This window comes from Pseudomonas sp. PMCC200344, assembly GCF_030053095.1.
Classification (GTDB): domain Bacteria; phylum Pseudomonadota; class Gammaproteobacteria; order Pseudomonadales; family Pseudomonadaceae; genus Aquipseudomonas; species Aquipseudomonas svalbardensis.
The window spans coordinates 6,410,148-6,435,262 of the sequence record NZ_CP125618.1; the positions used below are offsets into that span (position 1 = coordinate 6,410,148).

Here is a 25,115-nt window from a genome sequence, read left to right on the forward strand (position 1 = left end):
GTGATCGCGCTGTTTAGAGCATTCACTCGGTGTACTCAATCCTCATCCTTAAGCTTGAGCAATGGTTCCTGAAAACGCAGTAAACGTCCGGCGTTACCCAACACCAGCAACGTGCTGAAGTTGTGCAACAGCGCAGCAATCATCGCGCCCGCAGCACCAAGCCAGCCGAAGGCGGCGAAAGCTACAATCGCCAGCGTCCAGCCCAGACCGATGATCACGTTAACCTGCAACGTGTGCCGGCATTGGCGACTCAAACGCACACATGTACCGAGTCGACGCAGGTCGCTGCCGATCAGGACGATGTCGGCCGAGGCTAGCGCGATGTCCGCCCCGCCCGCGCCCATCGCCACGCCGACCACACCGGCCTTGAGCGCCAGTGAATCGTTGATCCCATCTCCCACGACCATCGGCCGGAAGCCGCTGCCGATTTCCTTCAGCACGCGATTGAGTTTGTCCTCGGGCAACGCTTGAGCTTCAACGTCGCTGATCCCGACATCTCGCGCCAATGTGTGCGCGACGCTTTGCCGATCACCTGTCAGCAGCAACTGCCGACCCAACCCCAACTCACGTAGCTCGCTCAAGGCAAATCGAGCTTCAGGTTTGACGCTGTCGGCCAGCAACAGCCAGGCGAGAAATTCACCGTTGAGCGCCAACCCGGCAATCGGGCCATCGTGGTCGGGGACACTTGAAGTGGCGATGCCCAACTGCGCGAACAGCTCCGGACGACCGAGCGCCGCCTCGCCCTGCTCCGTCATCGCCACCACGCCCAACCCCTGACGCTCGTGAATGTCGGAGAGCAGCAGAAAATGTTCCTGAGTGACCAACCCGGCGAGCGCGCGGCTGACCGGATGACTGCTGGCAGAACCGAGGCTGGCCGCGAGTTTAAGGACGTGACTACGATCCTCGATTGGGCTGTCGATGGATTGCAAACGCAAGGTGCCGAAGGTCAGGGTTCCGGTCTTGTCGACCACCAGCGAAGTCAGGTCTGCCAACTCTTCGAGGAACGCGGAGCTGCGAATCAGAATCCCGTGACGAGCCGCCACCGCCACGCCGGCAATCGCCGTGGCCGGTGCCGACAACACCAGCGCGCAAGGACAGGCCGCCACCAACACCGCGAGCATGGCCTGAGCATCGTTAGTGACGAACCAGGTCACGGCGGCCAGCAGCAACACCAGCACCATGTAGCTGCCAGCGTAGCGTTCCAGCAGACGCGTGATCGGTGGTTTGGAACGTTCGGCACTTTGCATCAGCGCAATGACTTTGCCGAGGGTCGACTCATTGCCGGTGCGAGTCACTTCAATACGCAGCAGACCGTCGAGGTTGATCGCGCCGCCAAAGACTTGCATGCCGACGCCCGCCTCCATCGGCACCGATTCGCCAGTAATCGAAGCGGTGTCCAGGCTCGCCTGTCCAGACAACACCCGACCATCCGCTGGCACCCGATCACCCGCGCGTACCTCGACGAGGTCGCCGGCCTTGAGTGTGCCGTTATCGACTTCGACGATGGAGCCGTCGGCCTGAACTTTACGCGCATGGCTGCGAGTCAGTTTGCCGAGGGCGCGAATCGCCTCCTGCGAGCCGATCACGCTGCGCTCTTCCAGTACGTGGCCGAAGATCATGATGATCGGCAGCAACGCCGCGGTCAGCAGATCTCCCGTGGCCCACGCCCCCAGCATGGCCAGGGCGATCAATTGATCAGTGATCCCGTGCAGGCTCGGATAACGCAGGCTGTACCAGGCGGAACGCATCACGGGCACGGCCACCAGTAACGAAGCAAAGCCCAGCAGCAATTGACTGACGCCCGTCTGCTCCGGCGACAACCAGCGCCAGGTCAGGCCGAGTGCGAGCAAGCCCAAAGCGAGCATGGCCAGGGTCAATTGCCGGGCGGCGCTACGTTGTTCAGCCGAGGACAACATGCTCGGTGCGGCGGCGGTTTGGGTGGTCATTGTGCAGCTCCCTGAATGATCAGGCGGGAATCGTCTTTCGGGTTGACCGTGGTCACCGAACCGGCTTGACCGAGAATTTTCGGCATCCGCTCGCGGTAGATGCGCAGCAACATTTGCGAGTCGGTCCCGTGTTGTTGCGCCTTGGCCAGGCTCAATACCGTGGCCGTGTCAGCCGAGGCTTTGGCCAAACGCTCGCTCGCTTGGGCGTGAGCGACTTGCAGCGTGCGATCGGCTTGTTCGTTGGCAGTCTGAGTCAGTTTCTCGGCTTCAGTGCGCGCATTGGCCACAGCTTTGTCGGCTTGTTGACTGGCGGTCAGAACGGCGTTGAAGGCGTTGACCGCTGGCCCGGGCAGACTCGATTGCACGTCGACCCGCGCCACTTCTATTCCTAATCCCTGCCCGGTTGCGGTCAGGTCAGCCAGCCGCTGATTGATGCCTTGCACCAGATCACCGCGTAGACGTTCGCGTCTTTCGGCAGCCTGTTTATCGGCGCCGATGAGTTCCGGTCGCGCCACTAGAATGGTGTCCAGATCTCGCGCTGCCGTGAGCGCCACCGCGCTGCGAGTCACCAATCGATCCAATGCTGGCAACACATGTTCGCCTTGAAGAACGAACGCATACGGCTCGGTGACTTTGTAGAAAACACGCACATCCAGTTGCACCACGCCCGCGTCACCGGTGAGCAAATAACCGGAGCCGGCGAGTGCATCGCTGATCGGTGTAGCGAAACTCGCGACTCGGTCTGCCTGCAACGCGGCATCGGTGCGCAGCAGGTTTTCCACCCGACGTTCAATCACCCGATCCGCCGCGGGCAACAAAATAACCTGCTCAAACGGACGGGGCCAAGCCAATAGCAGGCCAGCATTCTGGATGCGATCCAGCGCGCCGAAGTGCAAAACCACCGCGCGATTTTGCGGATCGATCTGCCGTACATTGGAAAATGCCCACACCAAAGCGGCCAGTACCGTCACGGCGTAAAGAGCCAAAAAAGCCAATCGCCCAGCCTGAATCCAGGGACTGCTTAACTCATTTGTTCCACGTGGAACTAATTTCATGGCTGCGACCCGGGCTTGCTATCAAGGCTCGGCGGACCGTCAACCAACACCCGGAAAGGCGCGGCGTCGGTGCGCAGAATCAGTTTGGTGCCGGGTGTGACGATTGTGCCTAGCGTGTCGAGCGAGCGCAGCAGGTTGTAGAGCTGTGGCGACCCGGCGTAAGCGCGGCCATAAATTTGCGCGGCTTCGACACGCGATTGTGCTTCGATGTCCGCTGCTTTTACCGTGGCGTCGGCCTGCACGATGCGCGCGTCACGCTCGGCAGCGGAACGGATTTGCGCCGCTTCGCGCTTACCGATGGCCGTGCGTTCGGTGGCAATTGTTTCACGCTCGGCACGCATGCGATCGACCGTAGCGGTGAGGGTTACCGACGGCAAGGTCAGACGCTCGATACCGACTTGCAGCACCCGCACGCCATAAGTGGTGAGCAGCTGCTGATCGATTTGCTGACGCAGTTGCGCTTCAAAATCAGCGATGTGTACTTTGTTGGCGTCGGTGTTAACCAGGTTAGCCAGATCAAAACTGCTGGCCGTGGTTTCCAGAGCAGAGCCAACAAACGTGCGAATCTGCCGCGCTGCTTCGTCCGGTTGATTTTGTACGGCACGCATGAAGCGTTGCACGTTGTCCGGATCGCCCTGAACCTGCCAGGCCACATAAGCCTGAACGATGATGCGCAAACCGTCCCGCGTCCCCACATCCTGCAAACCACTCGAGGTGGTACGCAGTCGCAGATCGACAGGAATCGCCGCTTCAAAAGGAGCAGGCCAACGCCAGCCAAGACCTGGTTCCAGCAACACCCGCGACGGATTACCGAAACGCGTGATCACCGTCGCCTCCCCCGAACGCACTTGCACCAGGCTGGCTGCCGCAATGGCGAACGCCACCAGCAACGCTGCCCAGCCCATTCGCCGCCAGGGGAAAGGGCCAGCTTCTTGGGGATCACCATGATGGTGATGTCCGTGATGATGTCCGCCATGACCGTGATCGTGGCCAGTGTGGTCATCGTGATCGTGAGTGTGCGACTGGCTCAATTGGCAGCTCCTGGCTGAGCGGTTTTACGCGCCGGCGCAGGGTCAGCCGGCAGCGTGAATGTACGGAGGTCGATGGTCGGCGCGTTACTGCTGCCGCCCAAGCGATGATCGAGCACCAGCAACTTGGCATTGGCCAGGCCTTGGGACAGTTGGCTGAAGTACTGCTCCAGCACGAAGGCTTGGCCGGCGCTGGCATAGGCCTTTTGTTCGGCGCTGAACCGCAGATCCGCTGCTTGGGCGGTGGCGTTGATTTCACGAGCGCTGGCCGTCGCTTGATCGCGTGCGATGCTGGCCTGCAATTGCGCCTGGTTGGTGGCCGCCGCCGCCGCCCCACGCTCGCGGGAAATCAATGCCTGGGCGCCAATCTGCGCAGCCTGGACGCCGTGATAGGCATTGGCGGCACCGGCCGGCGGATGAATCGCCTCGACCACGGTGGCGAGAATTTCCACGCCGCTGTCAAGTTTCTGCAGGTCAGCCTGCACCGCCCGACCAATCTCTTCGGCAAGCCCTACCCTGTCTTCACCGAGCAAACCGTCAAGGGTTCGCGAGGCGAAATCGTGGACCAGAATTCGGCTGGCGGTGCTGCGGATCAGCGTCGGGACATCAGCGCTGTTGTAGGTTGCGGCCAACGCCGCTTGATCACTCAGGCCGATGCGGTAGACGAAACGCACGTCCATGTTGACGATCTGGAAGCTCTGCTTGTCGGCTCGGCTGCTGGCAATGACTTGGGATTTGTCGTTCACATGGCTGGCGTCCCACAAGCGATTGGCAATCGCGGGCGCCGGACCTTCGGCGGGTTCGGCCACGACCGGCGCCGGTGTGTCGCCAACACTGGTGGCCAACTCGTGGACCACGCCGTTTTCGACGCTCAACACTCGGCCCAGAGGCCAGGGCAAACCTGCGTGCAAACCAGGACCGAATACCTCCACCGGTTTGCCGAATCGCTCGTAGATGCCTCGCCCTTGCAGCGGTATTTCGTGAATGCCGGTCAGTGACCAACCCACTATCGAGACCACGGCCAGCACCGGCAAAAATGCCCGACGCATGTAGGTGAAGGCCCAGATCTGTCGCAGGTCGATGCCGAAGCGGTTGTGCAATTCGTGCTGCAACGCCAACAAAGGTTGCGGCGGCCAGCGCAGCATGTCGGCGACGAAGCTGCGTGCCAGCAAGGCAGGTTCGAGTTGTTCGCGCTGCGGACTGAACAACGACAGCAGGGCGCGCAACAGCAGCTCGGCGGCGACCAACCCTGGCAGCAAGCCAATCAGTACCGCCAAACGCACCGGCCATACCGAGGTTTCGCTACCCAACAACAGGCACAAAGCGCTAAGCACCAGGCCAATGATCGCCACCCGTGTCAGCTGCGCCAACGACGCTGCTTCGGGCCATTGCGCGACGTTTTCCTGCGCCAGTTGACGCTCCAGCGCCAGCAAACCGAAGGCCAGCAACAACGACAGCGCCGCACCGACACTGGCCGACAATCCCAGTGCGGCCGGCGGCAGTGCAAGGTTCCAGACTTGTTCGATGCTCAACAACGTCAACAGCGACCAACCCGCGAGCCACAGTGTCGGGGCGCCGATCTGCACCAGCATTCGCAGCCATCGCTGGCTGAGCCGATCCAGCAGCCGTTCGTACCAGCCCACCGGGGCAACGACTTCGTCAGCAACGACGACCTGCACGACCGGGTTCAACGCCCGCACGCGCCACTGCGTCACCCACCAGGCCGATTGCAAACCGGCGACCAGCACCAGCAAACCGGCGCTCTGATTGACCAGCAATGCTGGCCAGAGCGACTGCGGCGCAAACAGCCCGACGAAAAACGCCAGCAACCAACCTGTCGCCGCAAGAGCGCCCAGACCGATTGCGAACTGACGCAATCGTCGCCCTTGAAAAACCGCCTGCTGGAAACGCGGCAGCCCGGCTACTTGCGTCCCATCGACATCGAGATCGACTTGCATACCACCCCAGTGTTTATCGTTGCTCATATCGCAGTTCGTTACGATATAACGAAAGCCGTGAAATTTCCGTTCTTAAATGCTGTATCTAAAGGCGCTCAACCTGTCGCTTGGCTGAAGCCTTGACCGAAATGCTGCGGAACGCACATATTACGTTCGTAATTTTACTCAAGAACTACGTTTACCCATTCCGACCCCCGTTCACTCCAGGAGTACAACCATGAGCATCTATGACGTCGTGATTCTGGGCGGAGGCCCCGGTGGTTATAACGCAGCGATCCGCGCCGGTCAGTTGGGCCTCAGAGCGGTTTGCGTAGAAGGACGCGCCACGCTCGGCGGTACCTGCCTGAACGTCGGTTGCATGCCGTCAAAAGCGCTGCTGCACGCCTCCGAACTCTACGACGCCGCCATGGGCGCGGAATTCGCCAACCTGGGGATTGAAGTCAAACCCACACTCAACCTCGCGCAAATGATGAAGCAAAAGGATGAAAGCGTTGCCGGGTTGACCAAGGGCATCGAGTTTCTGTTTCGCAAAAACAAAGTCCATTGGGTCAAGGGCTGGGGCCACATCGACGGGCCCGGCAAAGTGACGGTGACCGACAGCCAGGGCGGCAAGACCGAACTGAGCGCCAAGGACATCATCATCGCCACCGGTTCCGAGCCCACTCCCCTGCCCGGTGTGGACATCGACAACAAACGCATCCTCGATTCAACGGGCGCGCTGTCGCTGACTGAAGTGCCCAAGCATCTGGTGGTGATCGGCGCCGGGGTGATCGGTCTGGAGTTGGGTTCGGTGTGGCGGCGTTTGGGCGCGCAGGTGACGGTGATCGAGTTTCTCGACCGGATTTGCCCTGGTGTGGATGGTGAAGCCGGTAAAACCCTGCAACGTTCGTTGAGTAAACAGGGCATCAACTTCAAATTGAGCTCCAAAGTCACCAGCGCCACAACCTCGGCGACCGGCGTTCAGCTCAGCGTCGAGCCCGCGGCTGGTGGCACCGCCGAACTGCTTGAAGCGGATTACGTGCTGGTATCCATCGGACGCCGGCCTTACACCCAAGGCCTGGGGCTGGAAAACGTCGGTCTCGCCACGGACAAACGCGGCATGCTCGCCAACAAGGGTCATCGCACCGAAGCCGCTGGCATTTGGGTGATCGGCGACGTCACGTCCGGGCCGATGCTCGCCCACAAGGCCGAAGACGAGGCCATGGTCTGCATCGAGCAGATTGTCGGCAAGGCGGCCGAGGTCAACTACGACCTGATCCCCAACGTGATCTACACCAAGCCCGAACTGGCCAGCGTCGGCAAGACCGAAGAACAACTGAAGGCCGAAGGTCGTGCCTACAAGGTCGGCAAGTTTCCCTTCACCGCCAACAGCCGGGCAAAGATCAATCACGAAACCGAAGGCTTCGCCAAAGTGCTGGCCGATGAGCGCACCGACGAGATTCTCGGCGTGCACCTGGTGGGACCAAGCGTCAGTGAAATGATTGGCGAATATTGCGTGGCCATGGAGTTCAGCGCCTCTGCCGAAGACATTGCCCTGACCTGCCATCCACACCCGACCCGCTCCGAGGCTTTGCGTCAGGCGGCGATGAATGTGGAGGGGATGGCGACGCAGATGTAAGGCTGGAGATTGGCGGCGGCTGGTCTACCGCTATCGCGAGCAGGCTCGCTCCCACATTGGTTTTGTGAACGCCACAGATCAAGTGTGGGAGCGAGCTTGCTCGCGATTGGGTCTCAGACCGGTAAATGTTCCAACGGCAACGCCCCCGGCGTCTTCACCGTATGAATCGCAAAGTTGCTGCGAATGTCACTTACGCCCGGCAATTTCAGCAAACGCCCCGTGAGAAAACGGTCATAGGCGCGCAGGTCCGGCACCACTACTTGCAGCAAAAAATCCGATTCCCCTGACACCAGAAAGGCCGAAATCACTTCGGGCAACGCGGTCACGGCCAGGCGAAAGGATTCGGCCTGCTCATCGTTGTGCCGTTCGACCTTGACCCCGACAAACACCGTCAGCCCAAGCCCTACTTCGTCGCGATCCAGATTGGCCTGGTAACCGCGTATCACCCCGGCTTCTTCGAGCATCCGTACCCGGCGCAAACAAGGCGAGGCGGACAGGCCGATCTCGTCAGCCAGTTGCACATTGCTCAGGCGACCGTCCCGTTGCAGGGCTGCGAGAATCTTGCGGTCGTAGGCGTCCAGTTTCATGGTTTGGCAGATCCTGATGGTTTACATGCAATTGAGTGGCAGGTTATGCCAACCAGAAGTGTTTTAGAAGCGAACTACGCAACCACCTGCCCTGCCCTTCAGTCCTAGACTGACCGGACCGAATCGACAACGAATGGGGTGCAACGTGGCAGGACTCTGGGTGTTTTTCATGGCGCTGGCGGTGGTCTATCTGTTGCCGGGCCCGGACATGATCCTGTTGTTGCAGACCGGTGCTCGTCAGGGGAAAGGTGCGGCGCTGGCCACTGCGGTGGGTTTGGGTTTTGCCCGGGGTTGCCATGTAGCGTTGGCAGCGTTGGGGTTGGCGGCGCTGTTCAAGGCTGCGCCCTGGACGTTCGACGTGGTACGCCTGGCCGGGGCCGCGTATCTGCTATGGATCGGCATTCAATGCCTGCGAACCACAATGCTGCCGAACTTGAACGGAACAGACGCCACCACCGAGAAACCTCGCTGGCGCGCAGCGATCCAGCGCGGATTGCTGACCAACCTGCTCAACCCCAAGGCATTGCTGTTCTGCTCGGTGCTGCTGCCGCAGTTCATCGATCCACACGCCGGGCCAGTGCTCCCACAATTTGCGACCCTGGGCGTGGTATTGGTTGGCATTGGGTTGTTATTCGACAGTGCTTACGCACTGACCGGCGCAGCGCTTGGTCGTTGGCTGCAACGCAGTCCTTCGGCCCAGCGCCTGCAGCAATGGCTGTTTGGCAGCCTGTTGATCGGCTTCGCCGTGCGGCTGACCTTTGTGCAACAGGCATGATTACGTCAGCGCCTTGCGCTTGCGGCGATTGATCAGCACCAGCGCTATCGCTGTAAACACCACGACGCCGCCCACTTGCAGCCATTTTTTGTAAGGTCGCAAGGCCGAGCGAACAGGGTCCAATGCCTGGGTTACGTAACGTTTGTCCGCGTTCGGGAAATCCGGGTAAGGACATTGGCGACCGAAGTTCACCGCCCAATCCACGTACGGTCCATCTTTGACATAGCGTTGGTAGAAGGCGCTTTCTTCTTCCAGGCTGGTGTTCCAACCCGCCGCCGAACACAGCACTGCCGCAAAGGCCGCACTGGTATGCGGCAAATTGTCCGCTGCGCGACTGGCTAATGCGGTGGCGACAAAACGGTAGTGGTAGCGCTGATCGGGTTGGGCTGCGCTTGCTTGTTGACGTTTGACTTCACCTTCAGCCACCAATGAACCGACCTTGAGTTCGCTGCTTTCGAAGCTGTAGTTGCCACCGAAGGTCGCGTAATCCGGGGACATCTCGTAACCCAACAGCTCCATTCCATCGAAACGGGCCAGTGTCGCGGCATGGTAATAAGCAAATGCTCGTTTGGTCGGCCACCATTTTGATTCAGCGTCGTGGCGCAACTGCCCATACCACTTGGCCTTGGCCTGCAAGTCGGCGTTATCGAAATAGGCTGGCGCTTCGTCGTACCGCTCTTCGCGCAGCAAGCGCCGCCCGAGCACATTGCGCAGTTTCGCCGCCACCGGTAACTGCACGTAGTTATCCAGATCCTGCTGAGTCAAAGGTGGCGGTGCCGGTACTTGAGTGTCGACGTATTGCTTGAGTTCATCGACGGTCAACACCCGCTCGGCGACCGTGGCGGCGTCGAACCAGTAGATATCTTTACTGCGATAAAGCTGATCGAACGCTTGCAGATAATCCCCGCGTTGCAATGCCAGGATCGCGCTTTCACCCTCGACCCGGCATTTGGGCTGAAGCGTTTCGAAGTCCCAGTCCGGCGTGCGCCGCTCGCCCCACGACTCGTTCTGCGGGAATGCCTGGGCAGCCTTGGCATACGCTGCAGCAGCCGCGTTTTTATCACCATCGCGCACGGCCAGTTTGGCCCGCAGCCACCACGCCAGTCCGCCATCACCGGCGTGTTCGAGGAACGCCTTGGCGCTGGCGTAATCACCCTGTTGATAATTCACCGCCGCCAGCCGATCAGCGTTATCGAGGCTACCGCGGGTGCTGTTTTGCAGCAGTTTGATCAGTTTCAATTCGTTCGGCGGTTGATCGCCGAATGACCAGCCCAGTCGGCTGATCAACGAGGCCGTCACCAGTTGCTGTACCGGTTTGCCGTTGAGCAATACGGCCAGTTGATCGTCAGGCATCGCCGCGAGGTCGGCCACCAACAGTTTCAGCGAGGTGTAACCCACCGCCGAACCCTGAAGATTTTGCGTGGCGTAGAGTTCGATGGCGCGGTTCCAGTCGCCGGCAGTGCGGGCGACGCGGGCCTCTTCGCCAAGACTGGCGACACCCAGTTCCAGTGGATCGCTAAAACCGTCGATGCTCAGCTGACGGGTCTGCTCGAAAGCCTTTCGAGATTGAGCCAGCAGGTCAGGACCAGCGTCCGCTTCCGCGCTCATGGCAAACAGCGCCCGACCTAACGAGTAAGCCGCCCAAGTGCTGCGCAACGCCCGTTGATCCGTCGGCAATGCCAGCACCTTCTGGAAGTACTCGGCTGCCAGTCCATGATCACCGGCATTGAATGCCACAGCGCCGGCCAGATAAAGCTCGAGTTCAGCCGGCAGGCTCGCGCCCTGAATCTCGACCTCATGCGCATCAGTCAGGCTGCGTAACTGTTTCACCAGCCCCTGCTGCTCAGACGTCAAACCGGATTGCTCAGCCTTATCCCGCTGTTCTGCGTAGTCGGGCGCATCCATGCTATAGGCGGTTTCGGTGACGTTCTTCAGCCCGGCGACCGCATGCCCGAGGCGACTGATTTCAAATCTGAAGTTACCTTCCGGCAGTTCCGCTAGCGACTGGCCGCGGTTGTCGAGCAGACGCATCGGGAAATCCGGCCCACAGGCCAGCGCCGAACCCAGCGGCAGGCTGAGGCTCAGGCAAAGCAGATGGCGGGGCCAGTTACGGGTCAACATTCGAACCTCCTTGATCAATATGTGCGCAACGAGCCCAACCAATGGCGCGCTGCTCACCGGCCGGTATTCGACCGTCGCGCAGGCGGGTGAAAGTAAGCAGATCCGGACGCTGTTGCAACGCATAACCGGCCAGCGCATCGGCACCGTCACAGCCCTGCACCGCAAGTGTCAGGCGTTCGGGCCAGGCGCTGTCGAGGTTGCCCTGATTGCTGAGGCTGATGTCATAGAGGTCGTTCTGCACTGAGAGTTTCAGCGCCAGTCGACTATCGAGTGCATCGCCACGCGCCACGGCGATCAGGGTCGTCAGACTCCAGGCTCGGCGGTCGCTGGCCAGCGGCAAACGGAACCAGATCAGGCCCGCCAGATGCGCCGGTGGATCGTTGCGCAACTCGGTCCCAAGCCGGCTCAGTTGCTGCGGATCGGCGAGCAATTCTCGGCGTTTGCCGCCCCGTTCGATCGGCACTTCGCTTTCCACTACCGGCGCACCGCCGCCCGGCAACAACGCCACACCATAGGCCGGCAGCGCCAGATAGAAAGGTTTCGAAGTAATGCGGCTCCAGGCCTTGGTCCATTGTCGGGCCTGATCCGGGTCGAACAAACCAAGACGCGGATCGCTCACCGCGTGCACCTGCAACACGCTGCTATCGACTGTGGATAACAACGCCGGTAATTCGGGACTGTCGAGCCAGGCCGGCAATGCGGTGATGCTCAGCGCAATAGTGGCCGGCAGAACTGCGCGCAGTTGCGTAAGAAATTCGCGGTAGGCCGGTAGCCGAGCATTACCGGCGTCGTGGTCGATTTCCACACCGGAGAGCTTCAGGCCCTGCCCTTGCCAATCGCCGAGCACCTGCTGGATCTGCGCGGTGACTGCGTCCCGATCCAGCGACTTGAGCTGGCCATCGAGACGAATCACCGCGATCAGCGGCCGACCATCACGCTTGAGCAGCGCCGGATCAATCCGCGCCCGGCTCCAACCCGCCTCCGGGAATGCCTGCAAGGCCAGCACCCGCAGGGTGGAAAAGTCAGCGCGGCTGTCCCTCAGCGCCGCTTCGTGGGCTGGTGTCCATTGCCGTTGCCAGACGTAGAGTTGCTGATCGAGCGCTGGCGCGTCCTGTCGTTCACAACCGTTGAGTAATGCCACGGCAACAATCAACGCCGACAGACGAGCGAAAAAATACATAACCGAATCAGATCCTTTGTCGCAGCGGCCAGAAGCTGCGTTCGGCAGATGCTACAGGTCAAGAACCAAAGGCTGCGACCCCTGCGCCGGAATCGCACAACAAATCAGCACTTGTCCGTCATCCGGCACCTCGGCTGGTGGCTGTGGATAACTCACCTGGCCACTGATCAGGCGAGTCTTGCAGGTCCCGCAGGAACCGCCGCGACAACTGAATTCCGGGCGCAACCCTCGGCTTTCCGCCAACTCCAGCAAACTGCCGCCGTCCGGTTGCCAGCGAGCCTCCTTAGCCGAGCGCTGAAACACCACCGGCACCGAGGTCGTAGCCGCGGGCGGTTGCTCGATGACCACCGCGTCGGGGTCCGGCACCCGGCGCAAGGTCGAGGGGCCGAAGGTTTCGGCGTGAATCCTTGCATCACGGATGTCCAGTTCCCGCAGGCCGTCGTACAGTCCCTGGGTAAAACTGCCCGGACCGCAGAGGACAAAATCGAGCTGATCGTAGTCCTCCACTTCAAGGAGGGTCTTGAGCAGCGCGGTATCGATTCGTCCTGTCAGGTCGAAATCCTCACCCTCCAAGGCCCCGGCTTCCGGTTGACTCACCAGACGTAGCACCCTTACCGCGTCACCCGCACCGTCGAGCAAGCGATCCAGCTCAGGACGAAACACTTGATCGGCCAACGTGCGCGAACTCTGGAAAAACCAGGTCGGCCGGATGCGGCGGGTACGCAGGCCTTGATAAACCACTTCGCGCAGCATCGACAGCAGCGGCGTGATGCCGACACCGGCAGCCAGAAGCACCAACGGCCGACGTTCATTAGGTGCCACCGTGAAATGCCCTTGAGGCGCACGGGCCTCCAACAGATCACCGACGCGCACCTGTTCATGCAGGTGCGAAGACACCAAGCCTTCACGCTTCACGCTGATGCGGAAAAAATCATCGGACGGCGCACTCGACAGGCTGTAAGTGCGGATATGCACCTCGCCGGCAATATTGAAGCGCAGCGGCAAATGCTGCCCGGCCTGAAACACTGGCAACCCCGCGCCATCGGCAGGCTCCAGATAGATCGAGCGGATGTTGTGGCTTTCCTCTTTGATGCGCGCCACCCGCAGCGGCCGCCAACGATCGCCCAAAGCCTGGGCTTGCAGACGGGCGTTGGCCTGCTCCCAAGTGCCGGTCAGCAAACTGGTGGGTGACACGCCGTCGAAACGCCACCGCAGAGCAAGCGCGGCGGGCCGCCGCACCACGCTTTCCACCCCGACTGTCCACAAGCGCTCGGCTCCTTGAAACGCCTCGACCTGTGGGCCTTCAAGAATGACTTCGGTGCGGCCACTGAGGTGCAGCAGGTCTCCCGAATTGAAATCAATAAACAGCAAACCGGCCCGGGGATTGAGCAGTAGGTTGCCCAAGGTGTTGAAAAACAGGTTGCCGGCGAAATCCGGAATGGTCAGGCGATTGCCTTCTACTTGTACGAAACCAGCCTGGCCGCCGCGGTGAGAAACGTCCACCGAACGTTGGCCATCGACGTCCACGTAACTGGCGACAAAGAACGTATCGGCTCCCGCGATCAGGGTTTTGGCCGCTTCATCCAGCCCGTTGAGGTGTTGCGCGATGCGCGTCGACGGATCCGCCAACCGAAACTGCCGCAATTGAATGTATTGCGGGCAATTGCCGAAGGACTGCTCAACCGTCACATCGAAGCCGCTTGCCGTCATCGCGCCGACTCGGCCGTTGAGGCGGTTGCGGCGGCGGGTGTGCAGTTCGATCCCCAGCAGGCCGATCGCTGCGCCCTCCGTCAATTGCGCCGGATCATCAGCGCCCGGCAGGCTGCTAAATTGCAGCGCACCCGGCTCGGGCGAGTGAGCGAAACCCGGTGGCCCTTCAAGAATACTGGCCCAGGGATTACCGTCGGCATCCACCGCGCCGTACAGCATGAACGGCAGTTGCTCATAGAACGTGCGGTGCTGATCCGGCATTTCGCTGCGAATCACCTTACGACCGAGCACCTCCATTCGTTCCGCAATGCCCACATGAGCCTGCAATTTTTTCTCGCCGGCGTGCCAGGGTGAACGGTCCACAACGACTTCTCCCCTGCGCCATCGGCGCAGTGTGAACGACCCGGCAGTGTCGGGCCGCAAGCATCAGGCAGTTTTTTGCAGGCCGACGACGGTGCGCGGCATGCCGACAAACCCTGGCAAGGCTTCGACCCGCGCCAGCCAGGCCCGGATGTTGGCGTAGTCCTCCAGGGACACGTTGCCTTCCGGCGCATGGGCGATGTAGCTGTAGGCCGAAACGTCAGCAATGGTTGGCTCGGCGCCAGCCAGATACGGCGTTGCGGCCAGTTCCTGATCGATCACTTTGAGAACGGTGTGGGAGTAAGCGATCACCTCTTCAGCGTTGTAAGCCGCACCAAACACCGTGATCAACCTCGCTCTGGCGGGGCCAAAGGCAATCGGCCCCGCGGCAATCGACAGCCAGCGCTGAACCTTCGCCGCGCCGACCGGATCGGTTGGCAGCCAGCGGCCATTGCCATATTTCTGTGCCAGGTAGACCAGGATCGCATTGGAGTCAGACAACACCACACCTTGATCATCAAGGACCGGAACCTGACCAAACGCATTGAGCGCGAGGAAATCCGGCTGTTTGTGCGCGCCCTTGACAAGATCGACAAAGATCAGCTCGGTCGGTAGTTGCAGCAGAGACAGCATCAGCTCTACACGGTGAGCGTGGCCGGAACGAGGGAAGTTGTAGAGTTTGATGGCTTGCATGGTCGACTCCGCTGGGTGGTGGCGCTGTTGGACAGTGTTCAGCACCGATGGGGAGCTATCTTCCACCCGCAACCAAAACAACAGAATAACCAGCCAACGCAATCCATTATTTCACCCAGCGAAATAACCCTCACGCCTGCAAGGACGGGTGATCACGTAGCGCGCTCGCCGCAAAATCCACAAAACTGCGGATCCGCGCAGGGGCCTTGCGCCCCCCCTGATAGACCACATGGATAGGCAAGGGCGGCAGTTCGAAGTCAGCCAGAACGATTTCCAGCTCACCGGAGGCGACTTTGCTCGCGACCTGATAAGACAGAACCCGGGTCAGTCCCAAACCCAGGCATGCCGCCGTAATGGCCGCCTGATTGGCCGTCACCACCAGGCGCGGCGCTGGTCGAACACTCAGCGGCTCGCCCCCTTCGAGGAACGGCCAGGTTCTCGACTGACCGATAGAGGACGTCGCAATAACCGGCGCCTGAGCCAGATCCTGAGGATGTCGAGGTCGACCATGGGCCGTCAGGAATTCCGGCGAGCCGCATACCACACGCCGAACCTCACCCACGCGAATCGCGTGCTGATTACTGTCGGGCAACTCACCGATCCGCACGGCGACATCGATGCCCTCCTCGACCATGCTGACCACTCGATCGACCAGCAACCCATTGATGCTGACTTCTGGAAATTGCGTCAGATAATTCACCATCACTGGCGTGACAAACAGCTCACCAAACAACACCGGCGCAGTAATCGTCAATTGCCCACGCGGTTGGGTGTGGCTGCCCGCCGCCGAGTCCTCGGCTTCCTGCACCTCGGCGAGAATCCTCCGACAGTCTTCCAGGTAACGCTGACCCGCCTCGCTCAAATGCACACTGCGGGTAGTGCGCGTCAGCAGCAACGTACCGATGCGTTTCTCCAGCGCCGCCACTGCGCGGGTGACGCTGGCGGCCGACAGGCCCAAACGCCGCGCCGCCGCCGAGAAGCCTTGGTCTTGGGCGACGGCAGCGAAGACCTGCATTTCCTGGAATCGGTCCATGGGCGTGTCCTCAATTCAGATAAAAAAAATCGCAACCGTTGGCTGCGATTTTTAATGTTGGTGCCCAACAACATAGCTTGACACACGAACATCAATAAAATCAGTCATTTATAGGGCCTTCAGCGCTCCCCAGATGACACATAACTTGACACAACCCATGGTGATATTCGAATGACGGGATGAGTTTATAACAACATAGATTGACACTACCCGCAGGAGCCAATTTAAAGTCGAGACTGGTGCCGAACATAATATTTTGACACCAGCGGCTCATTGAATTCAGGGGGTAAGCGGCTTAACGGAGCACGCTAGCTGAATGAATAGTTGCGGTCGCGTACCCGCTTGTGATGGTTCTACTTAGCTGCAGTTGGATCAAAATGACATGCCCTCAGCTACCTGAATCAGCATTTCTTCGACCCGATGTGTGCCGTGGGTTGAAGTCAGCATTGCAGTTGGACTTTTGCCCGAAAAACGGGATTTGGGTTTGGAAAGCCATTGTTTGGCCTTCCCTGCTTCCCCGAAGATCACCTCGGCCATGGCGGTAATGTGTGCAAAGCGGAACAGTCGATCGCTCTCATCCCCCGTTAAGAGCTGATTGCTGACCAGTTTTATTTTGAGCGTTTTGAGTGGAATGATTCTGTCGCGTTCTTCCGGACTTATGGTTCCATCGCCGCAAAGCGACATGATCATGCTGGCCGAGAGTAACGCGAGTTGGTGACTTTCCATTGGATGGAATCACCATCCAACCTAGTCCGAACCTCGACTGCTAGCGACTCAAAACCGCTGTAGACGAAAGGCCGTAGTCGGCTAAGCAGCCAGTCAAGTACATCACAGGTGTACCGTTTTTTCTGACCTGCGGATTTAGTGATAATGGCCGGCACGACAAAGCGTGCCGGCCAACTTCACTACTGCTGTTTCACTTTTTAATAGACACAATAGTGGCTTTGCCGCCCTCTAGCCGAAAGGAAAACGATACGCGGTCTCCGATCGACAGCCCTGTCAGTTGATCTTCCGTAACGGAAAAAGCCATGGTCATTGGCGGCCATTGCACAGCTGGAACAGCGCCGTGAGCGATGGTCACCGTATGCTTCGTAGTATCGATAGACTTGATCGTTCCGTCGGCGTTGGCGACTGGAGCCTGCTTTGTTTCCTGCTTCATCTGCATGCCCTCCATACCGTCCATTTTCATGCCCGGCATGTCCTCTGCCAGGACAGAAAGAGACAGCGCAAATACGGTGCTTGCAACTGCAATCAGGGTCAGTTTCATACAACTTTTCCTTGAGGATTGGTGGATACAACCTGGAGGTGCCGGCGACGCATCAGGCGATAGGCTGCCGGAATGACAAACAGAGAAAGTAAGGGTGCCGTGACCATGCCGCCGACCATGGGCGCAGCGATGCGGCTCATTACTTCGCTGCCGGTACCACTACCCAACAGGATAGGTAACAGGCCAGCAATGATGACCGCCACGGTCATCGCCTTGGGTCGCACGCGCTGCACCGCGCCTTCACGAATCGCCGCCACCAGCCCATGCTCGGTGTTGTCGCCGAGGTCTTCACGTTCGGTCCAGGCGTTCTTCAGGTAAAGCAGCATGATCACGCCGAACTCGGCAGAAACCCCGGCCAGTGCGATAAAGCCGACACCGGTGGCGACCGACAGGTTGAACCCCAACAGGTAGAGGAACCATGCCCCGCCAGTCAGCGCGAATGGCAGAGTGGCCATGATCAGCAGGGCCTCATCGAAGCGGGCGAAAGTCAGATAGAGCAACACGAAGATGATCAACAGAGTGGCAGGTACCACCAGTTTGAGTCGTGCGTTGGCCCTTTCGAGAAATTCGAACTGTCCTGAGTAGCTCAGACTCATGCCGGGCTGCAATTTGACCTGCTCGTTGACTACCCGGCGTAGATCGGCGACCACGGAAGCAATGTCCCGACCACGCACATCGATGTACACCCAGCCAGAGGGCCGTGCGTTCTCGCTCTTGAGCATCGGCGGACCGTCACTGACCTTGACCTTCGCCACAGTGCCGAGGGTGATCTGGCTCCCTAGCGGGGTGTAGATCGGCAATTGCTCCAGGGCGCCGAGCGAGTCACGCCACTCCCGAGGGTAACGTACGTTGATCGGGAAACGTGCGAGCCCTTCAATGGTCTCCCCGACGTTCTCACCGCCGATAGCACCGGCCACGATGGATTGCACATCGGCGATATTCAGTCCATATCGGGCGGCGGCTTTGCGGTCGATATCCACGTCGATATAGCGGCCACCGGTCAGTCGCTCGGCCAGAGCCGAACTGACACCGGGTACGCCCTTGGCCACTCGCTCGACCGCCTGAGTCGCGGCATCAATCTCCGTCAGGTTGGTGCCAGCAACTTTCACCCCAATAGGACTCTTGATCCCCGTAGCCAGCATGTCGATTCGGTTGCGAATCGGTGGTATCCAGATATTGGTCAGCCCAGGAACTCGCACCACTCGATCCAGCTCTTCCACCAGTTTTTCCTGAGTCATGCCTGGGCGCCATTGCTCCTGTGGCTTGAACTGGATCGTGGTTTCGAACATCTCCAACGGCGCCGGGTCGGTGGCAGTTTCAGCACGACCGGCTTTACCAAAGACATGTTCGACCTCCGGCACGGTCTTGATCAGGCGGTCGGTCTGTTGCAGCAGTTGCGCCGCTTTCTGCGCCGACAATCCCGGCAGAGCCGAGGGCATATAGAGCAGGTCGCCCTCGTCCAAAGGCGGAAGAAACTCGCCACCCAAGCGCGACATTGGCCATAGTGCGCTGATAAAAACCAGCAACGCGACCAGCAGCGTGATCTTCGGTCGTCGCAAGACTGCATCCAGAGCCGGCTGGTAGATCCGGATCAGCCAGCGGTTCAACGGGTTCTGTTGTTCACTGGGAATTCGTCCCCGAATCCAGTAGCCCATCAACACCGGCACCAAGGTCACTGACAATCCCGCCGCTGCGGCCATGGCGTAGGTCTTGGTGAAAGCCAGCGGGCCGAATAGCCGGCCCTCTTGCGCTTGCAGGGTGAACACCGGAATGAACGATAGGGTAATGATCAACAAACAGAAGAACAGTGCTGGTCCTACCTCCGCTGCCGCTTCAGTCATCACGTGCCAATGACGTTCACCTTTCAGTTCCTCCCCAGGATTGGCCACGTGCCAGGCCTCAACCTTCTTGTGCGCGTTTTCAATCATCACCACGGCAGCGTCGACCATGGCACCGATGGCGATGGCAATTCCGCCCAGGGACATGATGTTGGCGTTGATCCCTTGATAGCGCATCACGATGAAGGCGATCAGCACCCCCACCGGCAGGGAGATGATTGCCACCAGAGATGAACGCAGGTGCCAGAGGAAGATGCCGCACACCAACGCGACGACGATGAACTCTTCGAGCAGTTTGTGGCTGAGATTTTCCACCGCGCGGTCGATTAGTTTGCTGCGGTCGTAGGTGGTGACGATTTCCACCCCCGCCGGCAAGCTGCTTTTCAACTCGTCGAGTTTGGTCTTGACCGCCGCAATGGTTTCGCGAGCGTTCTTGCCGCTGCGCAGAATTACCACGCCGCCAACAGTCTCGCCTTCGCCGTCGAGTTCGGTGATGCCACGCCGCATTTCCGGACCCAACTGGATCGCGGCAACATCGCCAAGGGTCACCGGCACACCGCCCGAACCCAGCTTGAGTGGGATCGCCCGAAAGTCATTGAGCGTCTTCAAGTAGCCGGAGGCCCGCACAATGAACTCGGTCTCTGCCATCTCCAGGACGGCGCCACCGGTTTCCTGATTAGCCTTGCCGATCGCTTCCGTCACCTCGGCCTGGGTGATACCGAGGCTGGCCAATTTGAGCGGATCAAGCTGCACTTGGTACTGCTTGACCATCCCTCCCACCGTAGCCACCTCGGCAACGTTGGGCAGAGTCTTGAGTTCGAACTTGAGGAACCAGTCCTGAAGTGCACGAAGTTGCGCCAGATCGTGTCCGCCACTGCGATCTACCAGCGCATATTGGAAAATCCAGCCAACGCCTGTCGCATCCGGCCCCAACGCTGGTTTGGCGCTGGCCGGCAAGCGACTTTGTATTTGGCTCAGGTACTCCAACACCCGCGAGCGAGCCCAATACAAGTCAGTGCCGTCTTCGAACAGCACGTAAACGAAGCTGTCACCAAAGAAGGAGTAGCCGCGCACGGTCTTGGCGCCAGGCACCGAAAGCATGGTGGTCGCCAATGGATAGGTCACTTGGTTCTCGACGATCTGCGGTGCCTGTCCCGGATACGGGGTGCGGATGATCACCTGAACATCGGAGAGATCAGGTAGCGCATCGATGGGCGTGCTCTGCACCGACCAGATGCCCCAAACCGTGACGAACAGTGTCGCCAGTAGCACCAGGAATCGGTTGGCCACCGACCAACGAATCAGGGCAGCAATCATGGCTGGCCCCCCGATTTGGCCAGGCGCTCGACACGCAAGCCATCGTCGGTCTGGCTCACTGCAATCCGGACCTTGTCGCCCGTTTTGAGGCCCTGCATCAGAGCCGGATTGGCGAGCGGGAAAGTCATCGTCATGCCAGGCATGCCCAGCGTTTTGAAGGGGCCATGGGCGAGTGTGACTTCTTTGTCGTTGATCTCAACGATCTGCCCATCCGCCTCATGAAAACTGGAGGCTGCTGCGTTGGTGGGTGACTGTTCCTCTAAGCTTGCAACGATGCCCTTAAGACTGGCCTCCGAGTCGAGCAGGAACTGGCCAGAGGTAACCACCTTCTGGCCCTCTTCCAGACCTTTCAATATCGCCGTCTTGCCATCGTTTTCTTGCCCGATCAACACTTCAACAGGACGATAGCGGCCAGCGTCTTCAGCGAGCATCACCAGGGCACGTCGACCGGTGCGAATGACGGCCTCGCTCGGCACCCACAACACGTTTTCCTCCGTTGAACGATTGAGGCTCACTCGTGCGGTCATACCCGGCCTGAGTCGGCCTTCTGGGTTGGGCAACTCGACGCGGACGCGAAGTGTGCGGCTATCCGGATTGGTTTCCGGAAGAATCGCGCTGACTACGCCCTTGAGCACAACCCCAGGGAACGCGGGTAAACGCGCCTCTGCCGCTTGCCCCATGAGGATCGATCCAGATTCAGTCTCCGGAACGGCCAGGGCCAGCCAGACGCTACTCAAACCATTAACGCGTGCCAGTGTCTCGCCGGCGGCCACCGTCATACCCTCGCGCACATTGAGCTCTTGCAGCACACCACTAATAGGGCTGGTGAGGGTCAGGTTTGGTTGGACTTTGCCACTGCGCTCTACTTGAGCAATTGATGCCGCCGGCATCCCGGTGAGCCGCAAGCGCTGGCGAGCCGCTGCCAGCAAGCCCGCATCGCCACTGCGCCTGAGTGCGAGGAACTCTTCCTGAGCGGCAGCCCACTCAGGTACAAGAATATCCGCCAAGGCGGCATTGGCTTTGATCACGTCGCCAGGAGCACGGGCATACACGCGCTCGACGAAACCCGCCGTACGGGCTTGGATTACGGCGACGTCCCGCTCGTTGAAGGTCAACACACCGACCACGTCCAGACTCGAAGCAAACACACCTCGACTGACGGTAGCCAGTCGCACACCGAGATTCTGAGTCAGGCTTGGATCAATGCGAACGGCTGCGCTGTCCCCTTTGATGTCGGCGTACTGAGGGACCAACTGCATGTCCATGTAGGGCGACTTACCCGGCTTATCGAACTTTTGCTGCGGGGACATAGGGTCGTACCAATACAGCACTTTGCGTTCGTCCAGAGAGGGGAGGCTCTGCTCCGGGGCTGCACCAGGTACTTCGCTCATTCCCTGCAGAGCGAACCAGTAACCACCGGCGACACCCAATACCAGCGAGAGGCCTACCAACAATGCCCCGTTCCACTTTTTAAGGTTCATTGGCTGGACTCCCCGTAAGCGAAATGCAGACGCGCACTGGTCAGCGCTCGCTGCTCTTCCACGTCGATCTGTTTGAGGCGGGCTTCGATGAGCTCGCGCCGAGCGGCCACGACGGAGCTCAAATCGCCTTTGCCGGCGCGGTAGCTGGCCATACTGAGCTCGACCTTTTCCTTGGCCAAGGGCAACAGACTGTCCTGGGTTCGATGTACGGCACGATTCAAGCGTTCATAGTCGGCCAGCTCGTCCTCCAGTTGCTGGGTGTGCTCGCGTGAAAGGGCTTCACGCTCAGCCTCAAGCTGGTTGAGTTCAGCGTGCTTGGCCGCAATTTTTGGGTTTTGCCGAGAGTCAGGAAACAGCGGTAGATCCCATGAAAATTGCACGCTGACCATGTCGCCGAACTGTCGGCCGCGATTCTGATAGTCGACTTCCCAGCTCCAATCCGACTGTTTTTCCGCTTCGGCTTCACGGACCTTGGCTTGCGCTTCGCGGGTCATTGGCGCAAACGCTGCCAATTCTGGGTGATGTTGCAGCTTATGAGAGTAGCCAGAGGCTTCGACAGGCCATTCAGGCAAGCTGCCCACAGGTTTGTCGTTGGCGGCCGGGCCAATCCAGCGCTTCAGAGCCGCTCGGGCCTGCGCTCTCTGGCGAATCAGATCGTCCTGCTGCTCTTCCAGTTGTGCCGCTTCCTGTTTGGGCGTTACTGCATCAGCAGGTTGAGCGCGGCCGCCGGCAATTTGTGCACGGACGGTATCGGCCAGCAGACGGTTTTCTTTGTAGAAGTCCTGGAACAGCGCATCTTTACGCTCAACGGAGTAGCTGTTGATCCAGGCCAACGCCGTGGCCTGACGAACCTTTAGACGTTCGACCCGGCGCTCAGCGGCGGCGCGGTCAATGGCCGCATCAGCGACCTCGATTCGGGCTTTGCGCTTGGCGCTGTTGGGCATCTCCTGACTGACTCCGACCATTCGCATAGTCATGAAGTCCTGGTCGATGCTCCAGCGATCCGGCCCCCCAATGGGGTAGTTCTGTACGCCTAGCAGCAACTTGGGATCGGGTAGTTCACCAGCGGGGATGGCCGCACTACTGGCGGCCTGAATTTTCGCGTCTTGTGCAGTCAGCGACGGCGCATTGTTTTCAGCCAGCTGCAAAGCTTCATCGAGTGTCAATGCAGCAGCGAGACTCGGCAATGCTAGTACGCTTGCCGCCAGGCCGGCCACGAGGGACCACCCTGTGCAATAGCACTTGGAGTTCATGTTCACGATTCCTGTAATGATCCACTGCGCGCGTCATAAGACATGCACGCAGATATGCCATCCCGCTAACGCGGAATGAGGCTCAGTGTGGTACAGGAATCAAGTGCGGGGCGGTCGCCATACCCCTGATGGGGTTTGTACTGGATGCGAATCTAGGGAGAAGGACAGTATGAGGGGGCTGGATAAGGTGATAGGAGGCTTGATGATCGAGACTTGCAGCATGCCACCAGTCTTGCACTCCTGGCCTGACTTACAGGGTTTGCCGTGCTCGGTGGGACTTTCCATGTCATGGCAGCAGTCTTGACCCATGCCGTCCATCATCGCCATGCCCATGGTTTTCATGGGGCAGGGCTCAGTCGGCGCCTGAACACCCGCCATCCCGCTGAGGGGGAGCGCCAGGCTAATCAGGAAAATCAGGCAAAACCGTAGGTAGCGTTTCATGGGCTGGAGTGTAGCCGGTGGAAATGGCCCTTACAATTCACCTTCTAGACTCCTTAGTCGGCTGTCACCAACCTCTATCCCGCGCTCATTTCCATTTCCGGACTTAAAGTGCCTAACCATGCGACAAGACAAATTATGATGACTGCCATTAAAAATTCGAGTGTCATGCTGCGGCGCAAGGCATTGACCGCGGCAGAGTATTCTCCATTTCGAACTGACCGCTCCAATACCGGACTTAGGTGAAAGCGGTTCAGCGTGGCTAACACGATCATCCCGGCAAAGAGCAGGATCTTCAAAAACAGCAGTACACCGTACGTACTGAGCATCACTTCATCGAGATTTGGACCGACGACAAACAGATAATTCACTACGCCTGTGATGCTTATGATCACTACGATCACAGCGCCGGCCGATTCAAAACCAGTTAGCACCCGTGCAAGAATTCGAGCTTCTTGTTCGCCCTTTAGCGATTTCAACCGCAGCAGTAGAGCGAATGCCAATAGAGCCCCCAACCAGCCACCTGCGGCTAAAAGATGGAATATATCGGCGATGAAATGCCAGTAGCGTCGGCTGCCTTCATCCATGGCACCGTGCCCTGTCCAAGCCAACGTCGCCAACGCAATCGCTCCGCATACGGTGACGATCCAGAGACTGGGTGTCGGAAATCGCTTATTCAGTGCGACGCCAATAATTGCCATCACCAAGGCAGCTATTCGGACCATCCAGGTCAACCCGACGTCAGTCCCCATGAGGACCATTTCAAAAATATGGTGATGTAGCTCCATAAGCTCCGACACACCGCTCATTGCTTTCGCAAGCAACAACATGGCGACAAGGGATAGAGCTACACCTGCAACAGAAGTACCGTAAAGAAGCGACTCAAAATTCAAGACCGTGCCCGATACTCTTTCCTTTCCCCTGAGGCTGTACAAGCCGAAAATTGCCAATCCGAATAACAACATCAGGTCGAAATAGAGAGCAAAGCGAACCACAATATTTATTGAGTCGCTCATAAATCATTTCACTTTAAATGAGAAGTTGCCGGTGATCGGGTGAGTGTCCGAGGAGACAGCACGCCATTCGACTTTGTAGGTACCGGTGGTCAAAGGTGCTGCCGGTGTAATCACCATCGTTTTCGGATCACCGCCACCAGCGACGGCGGCCTTAACACCCATTGGGGAGTTCGGCATGCCAGGCATATCGGTCATGATCAGTTTTGCACCGGAAAACTGAGTGGTGAGATTCTCAGAAAAGTGCAGTTCAATTTTCGAAGGGGCCGCCGCATTCGAGCCTTCTGCCGGAGTGGAAGAAAGGAGCTTTGGATGTGCTTGAGCAACTGCACTCAGAAGCAAACCGGCGGTAAGTGCAACAGCTACGGTCGTAGTTTTAAGGAATGACATGCAAGACTCCTCACAGCAAGAGCTGTTGATTCGAGGTTTGTTTGGGAATTTCTA

The 25,115-nt window shown here is 59.3% G+C and carries 20 protein-coding genes; 2 read left to right on the forward strand and 18 right to left on the reverse strand.

Going from position 1 to position 25,115, the window contains the following annotated elements:
- Positions 1–35 precede the first annotated feature (35 nt).
- Genes QFW87_RS29480 through QFW87_RS29495 form a run of 4 tightly spaced genes read right to left on the reverse strand, consistent with a single transcriptional unit; the run spans position 36 to position 5,987 of the window.
- Positions 36–1,946: a cation-translocating P-type ATPase gene (locus tag QFW87_RS29480; protein ID WP_283189494.1), complete on the reverse strand. Its 1,911-nt coding sequence runs from the start codon at positions 1,944–1,946 to the stop codon at positions 36–38.
- Positions 1,943–3,001 carry a protease modulator HflK gene (locus QFW87_RS29485; protein ID WP_283182293.1) on the reverse strand — a complete coding sequence of 353 codons (1,059 nt, stop codon included), beginning with the start codon at positions 2,999–3,001 and terminating at the stop codon, positions 1,943–1,945. The genes QFW87_RS29480 and QFW87_RS29485 overlap by 4 nt, the downstream gene beginning before the upstream one ends.
- Positions 2,998–4,032, reverse strand: a complete 1,035-nt coding sequence (locus QFW87_RS29490; protein ID WP_283182294.1) for a protease modulator HflC — start codon at positions 4,030–4,032, stop codon at positions 2,998–3,000. Before QFW87_RS29490 ends, QFW87_RS29485 begins: the two co-directional genes overlap by 4 nt.
- On the reverse strand, positions 4,029–5,987 hold the full coding sequence (locus QFW87_RS29495; RefSeq protein WP_283190964.1) for a protease modulator HflK: 1,959 nt from the start codon (positions 5,985–5,987) through the stop codon (positions 4,029–4,031). Before QFW87_RS29495 ends, QFW87_RS29490 begins: the two co-directional genes overlap by 4 nt.
- A gap of 217 nt (positions 5,988–6,204) precedes the next feature.
- Here QFW87_RS29495 and lpdA point away from each other — a divergent pair, with 217 nt between their 5' ends.
- The gene (gene lpdA, locus QFW87_RS29500; protein WP_283189495.1) at positions 6,205–7,605 is read left to right on the forward strand and encodes a dihydrolipoyl dehydrogenase; all 1,401 of its coding nucleotides are present in this window, start codon (positions 6,205–6,207) and stop codon (positions 7,603–7,605) included.
- Positions 7,606–7,718: 113 nt separating this feature from the next.
- On the opposite strand, the gene QFW87_RS29505 is transcribed toward lpdA, so the two are convergent.
- The gene (locus QFW87_RS29505; protein WP_046044944.1) at positions 7,719–8,192 is read right to left on the reverse strand and encodes an Lrp/AsnC family transcriptional regulator; all 474 of its coding nucleotides are present in this window, start codon (positions 8,190–8,192) and stop codon (positions 7,719–7,721) included.
- 145 nt (positions 8,193–8,337) lie between these two features.
- Here QFW87_RS29505 and QFW87_RS29510 point away from each other — a divergent pair, with 145 nt between their 5' ends.
- A complete protein-coding gene (locus QFW87_RS29510; protein ID WP_283189496.1) occupies positions 8,338–8,967 on the forward strand; it encodes a LysE family translocator in 630 nt (209 codons plus the stop codon).
- On the opposite strand, the gene QFW87_RS29515 is transcribed toward QFW87_RS29510, so the two are convergent.
- The 13 genes from QFW87_RS29515 to copC form a co-directional block, all read right to left on the reverse strand.
- Positions 8,968–11,088 (reverse strand): hypothetical protein, encoded by a 2,121-nt coding sequence (locus QFW87_RS29515; RefSeq protein WP_283189497.1) that lies wholly within the window; start codon positions 11,086–11,088, stop codon positions 8,968–8,970.
- Entirely contained in the window at positions 11,075–12,268 is a 1,194-nt protein-coding gene (locus tag QFW87_RS29520; RefSeq protein WP_283189498.1) for a DUF3142 domain-containing protein, read from the reverse strand. Before QFW87_RS29520 ends, QFW87_RS29515 begins: the two co-directional genes overlap by 14 nt.
- 51 nt (positions 12,269–12,319) lie before the next feature.
- Entirely contained in the window at positions 12,320–14,341 is a 2,022-nt protein-coding gene (locus QFW87_RS29525) for a pyridoxamine 5'-phosphate oxidase family protein (RefSeq protein WP_283189499.1), read from the reverse strand.
- Between the two features lie 63 nt (positions 14,342–14,404).
- Entirely contained in the window at positions 14,405–15,031 is a 627-nt protein-coding gene (locus QFW87_RS29530; RefSeq protein WP_283189500.1) for a glutathione S-transferase, read from the reverse strand.
- 130 nt (positions 15,032–15,161) lie between these two features.
- Positions 15,162–16,064: a LysR family transcriptional regulator gene (locus QFW87_RS29535; RefSeq protein ID WP_283182301.1), complete on the reverse strand. Its 903-nt coding sequence runs from the start codon at positions 16,062–16,064 to the stop codon at positions 15,162–15,164.
- Between the two features lie 372 nt (positions 16,065–16,436).
- A complete protein-coding gene (locus QFW87_RS29540) occupies positions 16,437–16,790 on the reverse strand; it encodes an antitoxin Xre/MbcA/ParS toxin-binding domain-containing protein (RefSeq protein ID WP_283189501.1) in 354 nt (117 codons plus the stop codon).
- A gap of 190 nt (positions 16,791–16,980) precedes the next feature.
- Positions 16,981–17,331, reverse strand: coding sequence for a copper-binding protein (locus tag QFW87_RS29545; RefSeq protein WP_283189502.1), 351 nt, complete (start codon positions 17,329–17,331; stop codon positions 16,981–16,983).
- A complete protein-coding gene (locus tag QFW87_RS29550) occupies positions 17,328–20,486 on the reverse strand; it encodes an efflux RND transporter permease subunit (RefSeq protein ID WP_283182304.1) in 3,159 nt (1,052 codons plus the stop codon). Before QFW87_RS29550 ends, QFW87_RS29545 begins: the two co-directional genes overlap by 4 nt.
- Positions 20,483–21,967: an efflux RND transporter periplasmic adaptor subunit gene (locus tag QFW87_RS29555; protein ID WP_283189503.1), complete on the reverse strand. Its 1,485-nt coding sequence runs from the start codon at positions 21,965–21,967 to the stop codon at positions 20,483–20,485. Before QFW87_RS29555 ends, QFW87_RS29550 begins: the two co-directional genes overlap by 4 nt.
- On the reverse strand, positions 21,964–23,220 hold the full coding sequence (locus tag QFW87_RS29560) for a TolC family protein (RefSeq protein ID WP_283182306.1): 1,257 nt from the start codon (positions 23,218–23,220) through the stop codon (positions 21,964–21,966). The genes QFW87_RS29555 and QFW87_RS29560 overlap by 4 nt, the downstream gene beginning before the upstream one ends.
- A 99-nt stretch (positions 23,221–23,319) precedes the next feature.
- Positions 23,320–23,661 (reverse strand): hypothetical protein, encoded by a 342-nt coding sequence (locus tag QFW87_RS29565; protein WP_283182307.1) that lies wholly within the window; start codon positions 23,659–23,661, stop codon positions 23,320–23,322.
- A gap of 74 nt (positions 23,662–23,735) precedes the next feature.
- Positions 23,736–24,674, reverse strand: a complete 939-nt coding sequence (gene copD / locus QFW87_RS29570; RefSeq protein ID WP_283189504.1) for a copper homeostasis membrane protein CopD — start codon at positions 24,672–24,674, stop codon at positions 23,736–23,738.
- Between the two features lie 3 nt (positions 24,675–24,677).
- Positions 24,678–25,061 carry a copper homeostasis periplasmic binding protein CopC gene (copC, locus tag QFW87_RS29575; RefSeq protein ID WP_019821291.1) on the reverse strand — a complete coding sequence of 128 codons (384 nt, stop codon included), beginning with the start codon at positions 25,059–25,061 and terminating at the stop codon, positions 24,678–24,680.
- Between the last annotated feature and the right edge of the window lie 54 nt (positions 25,062–25,115).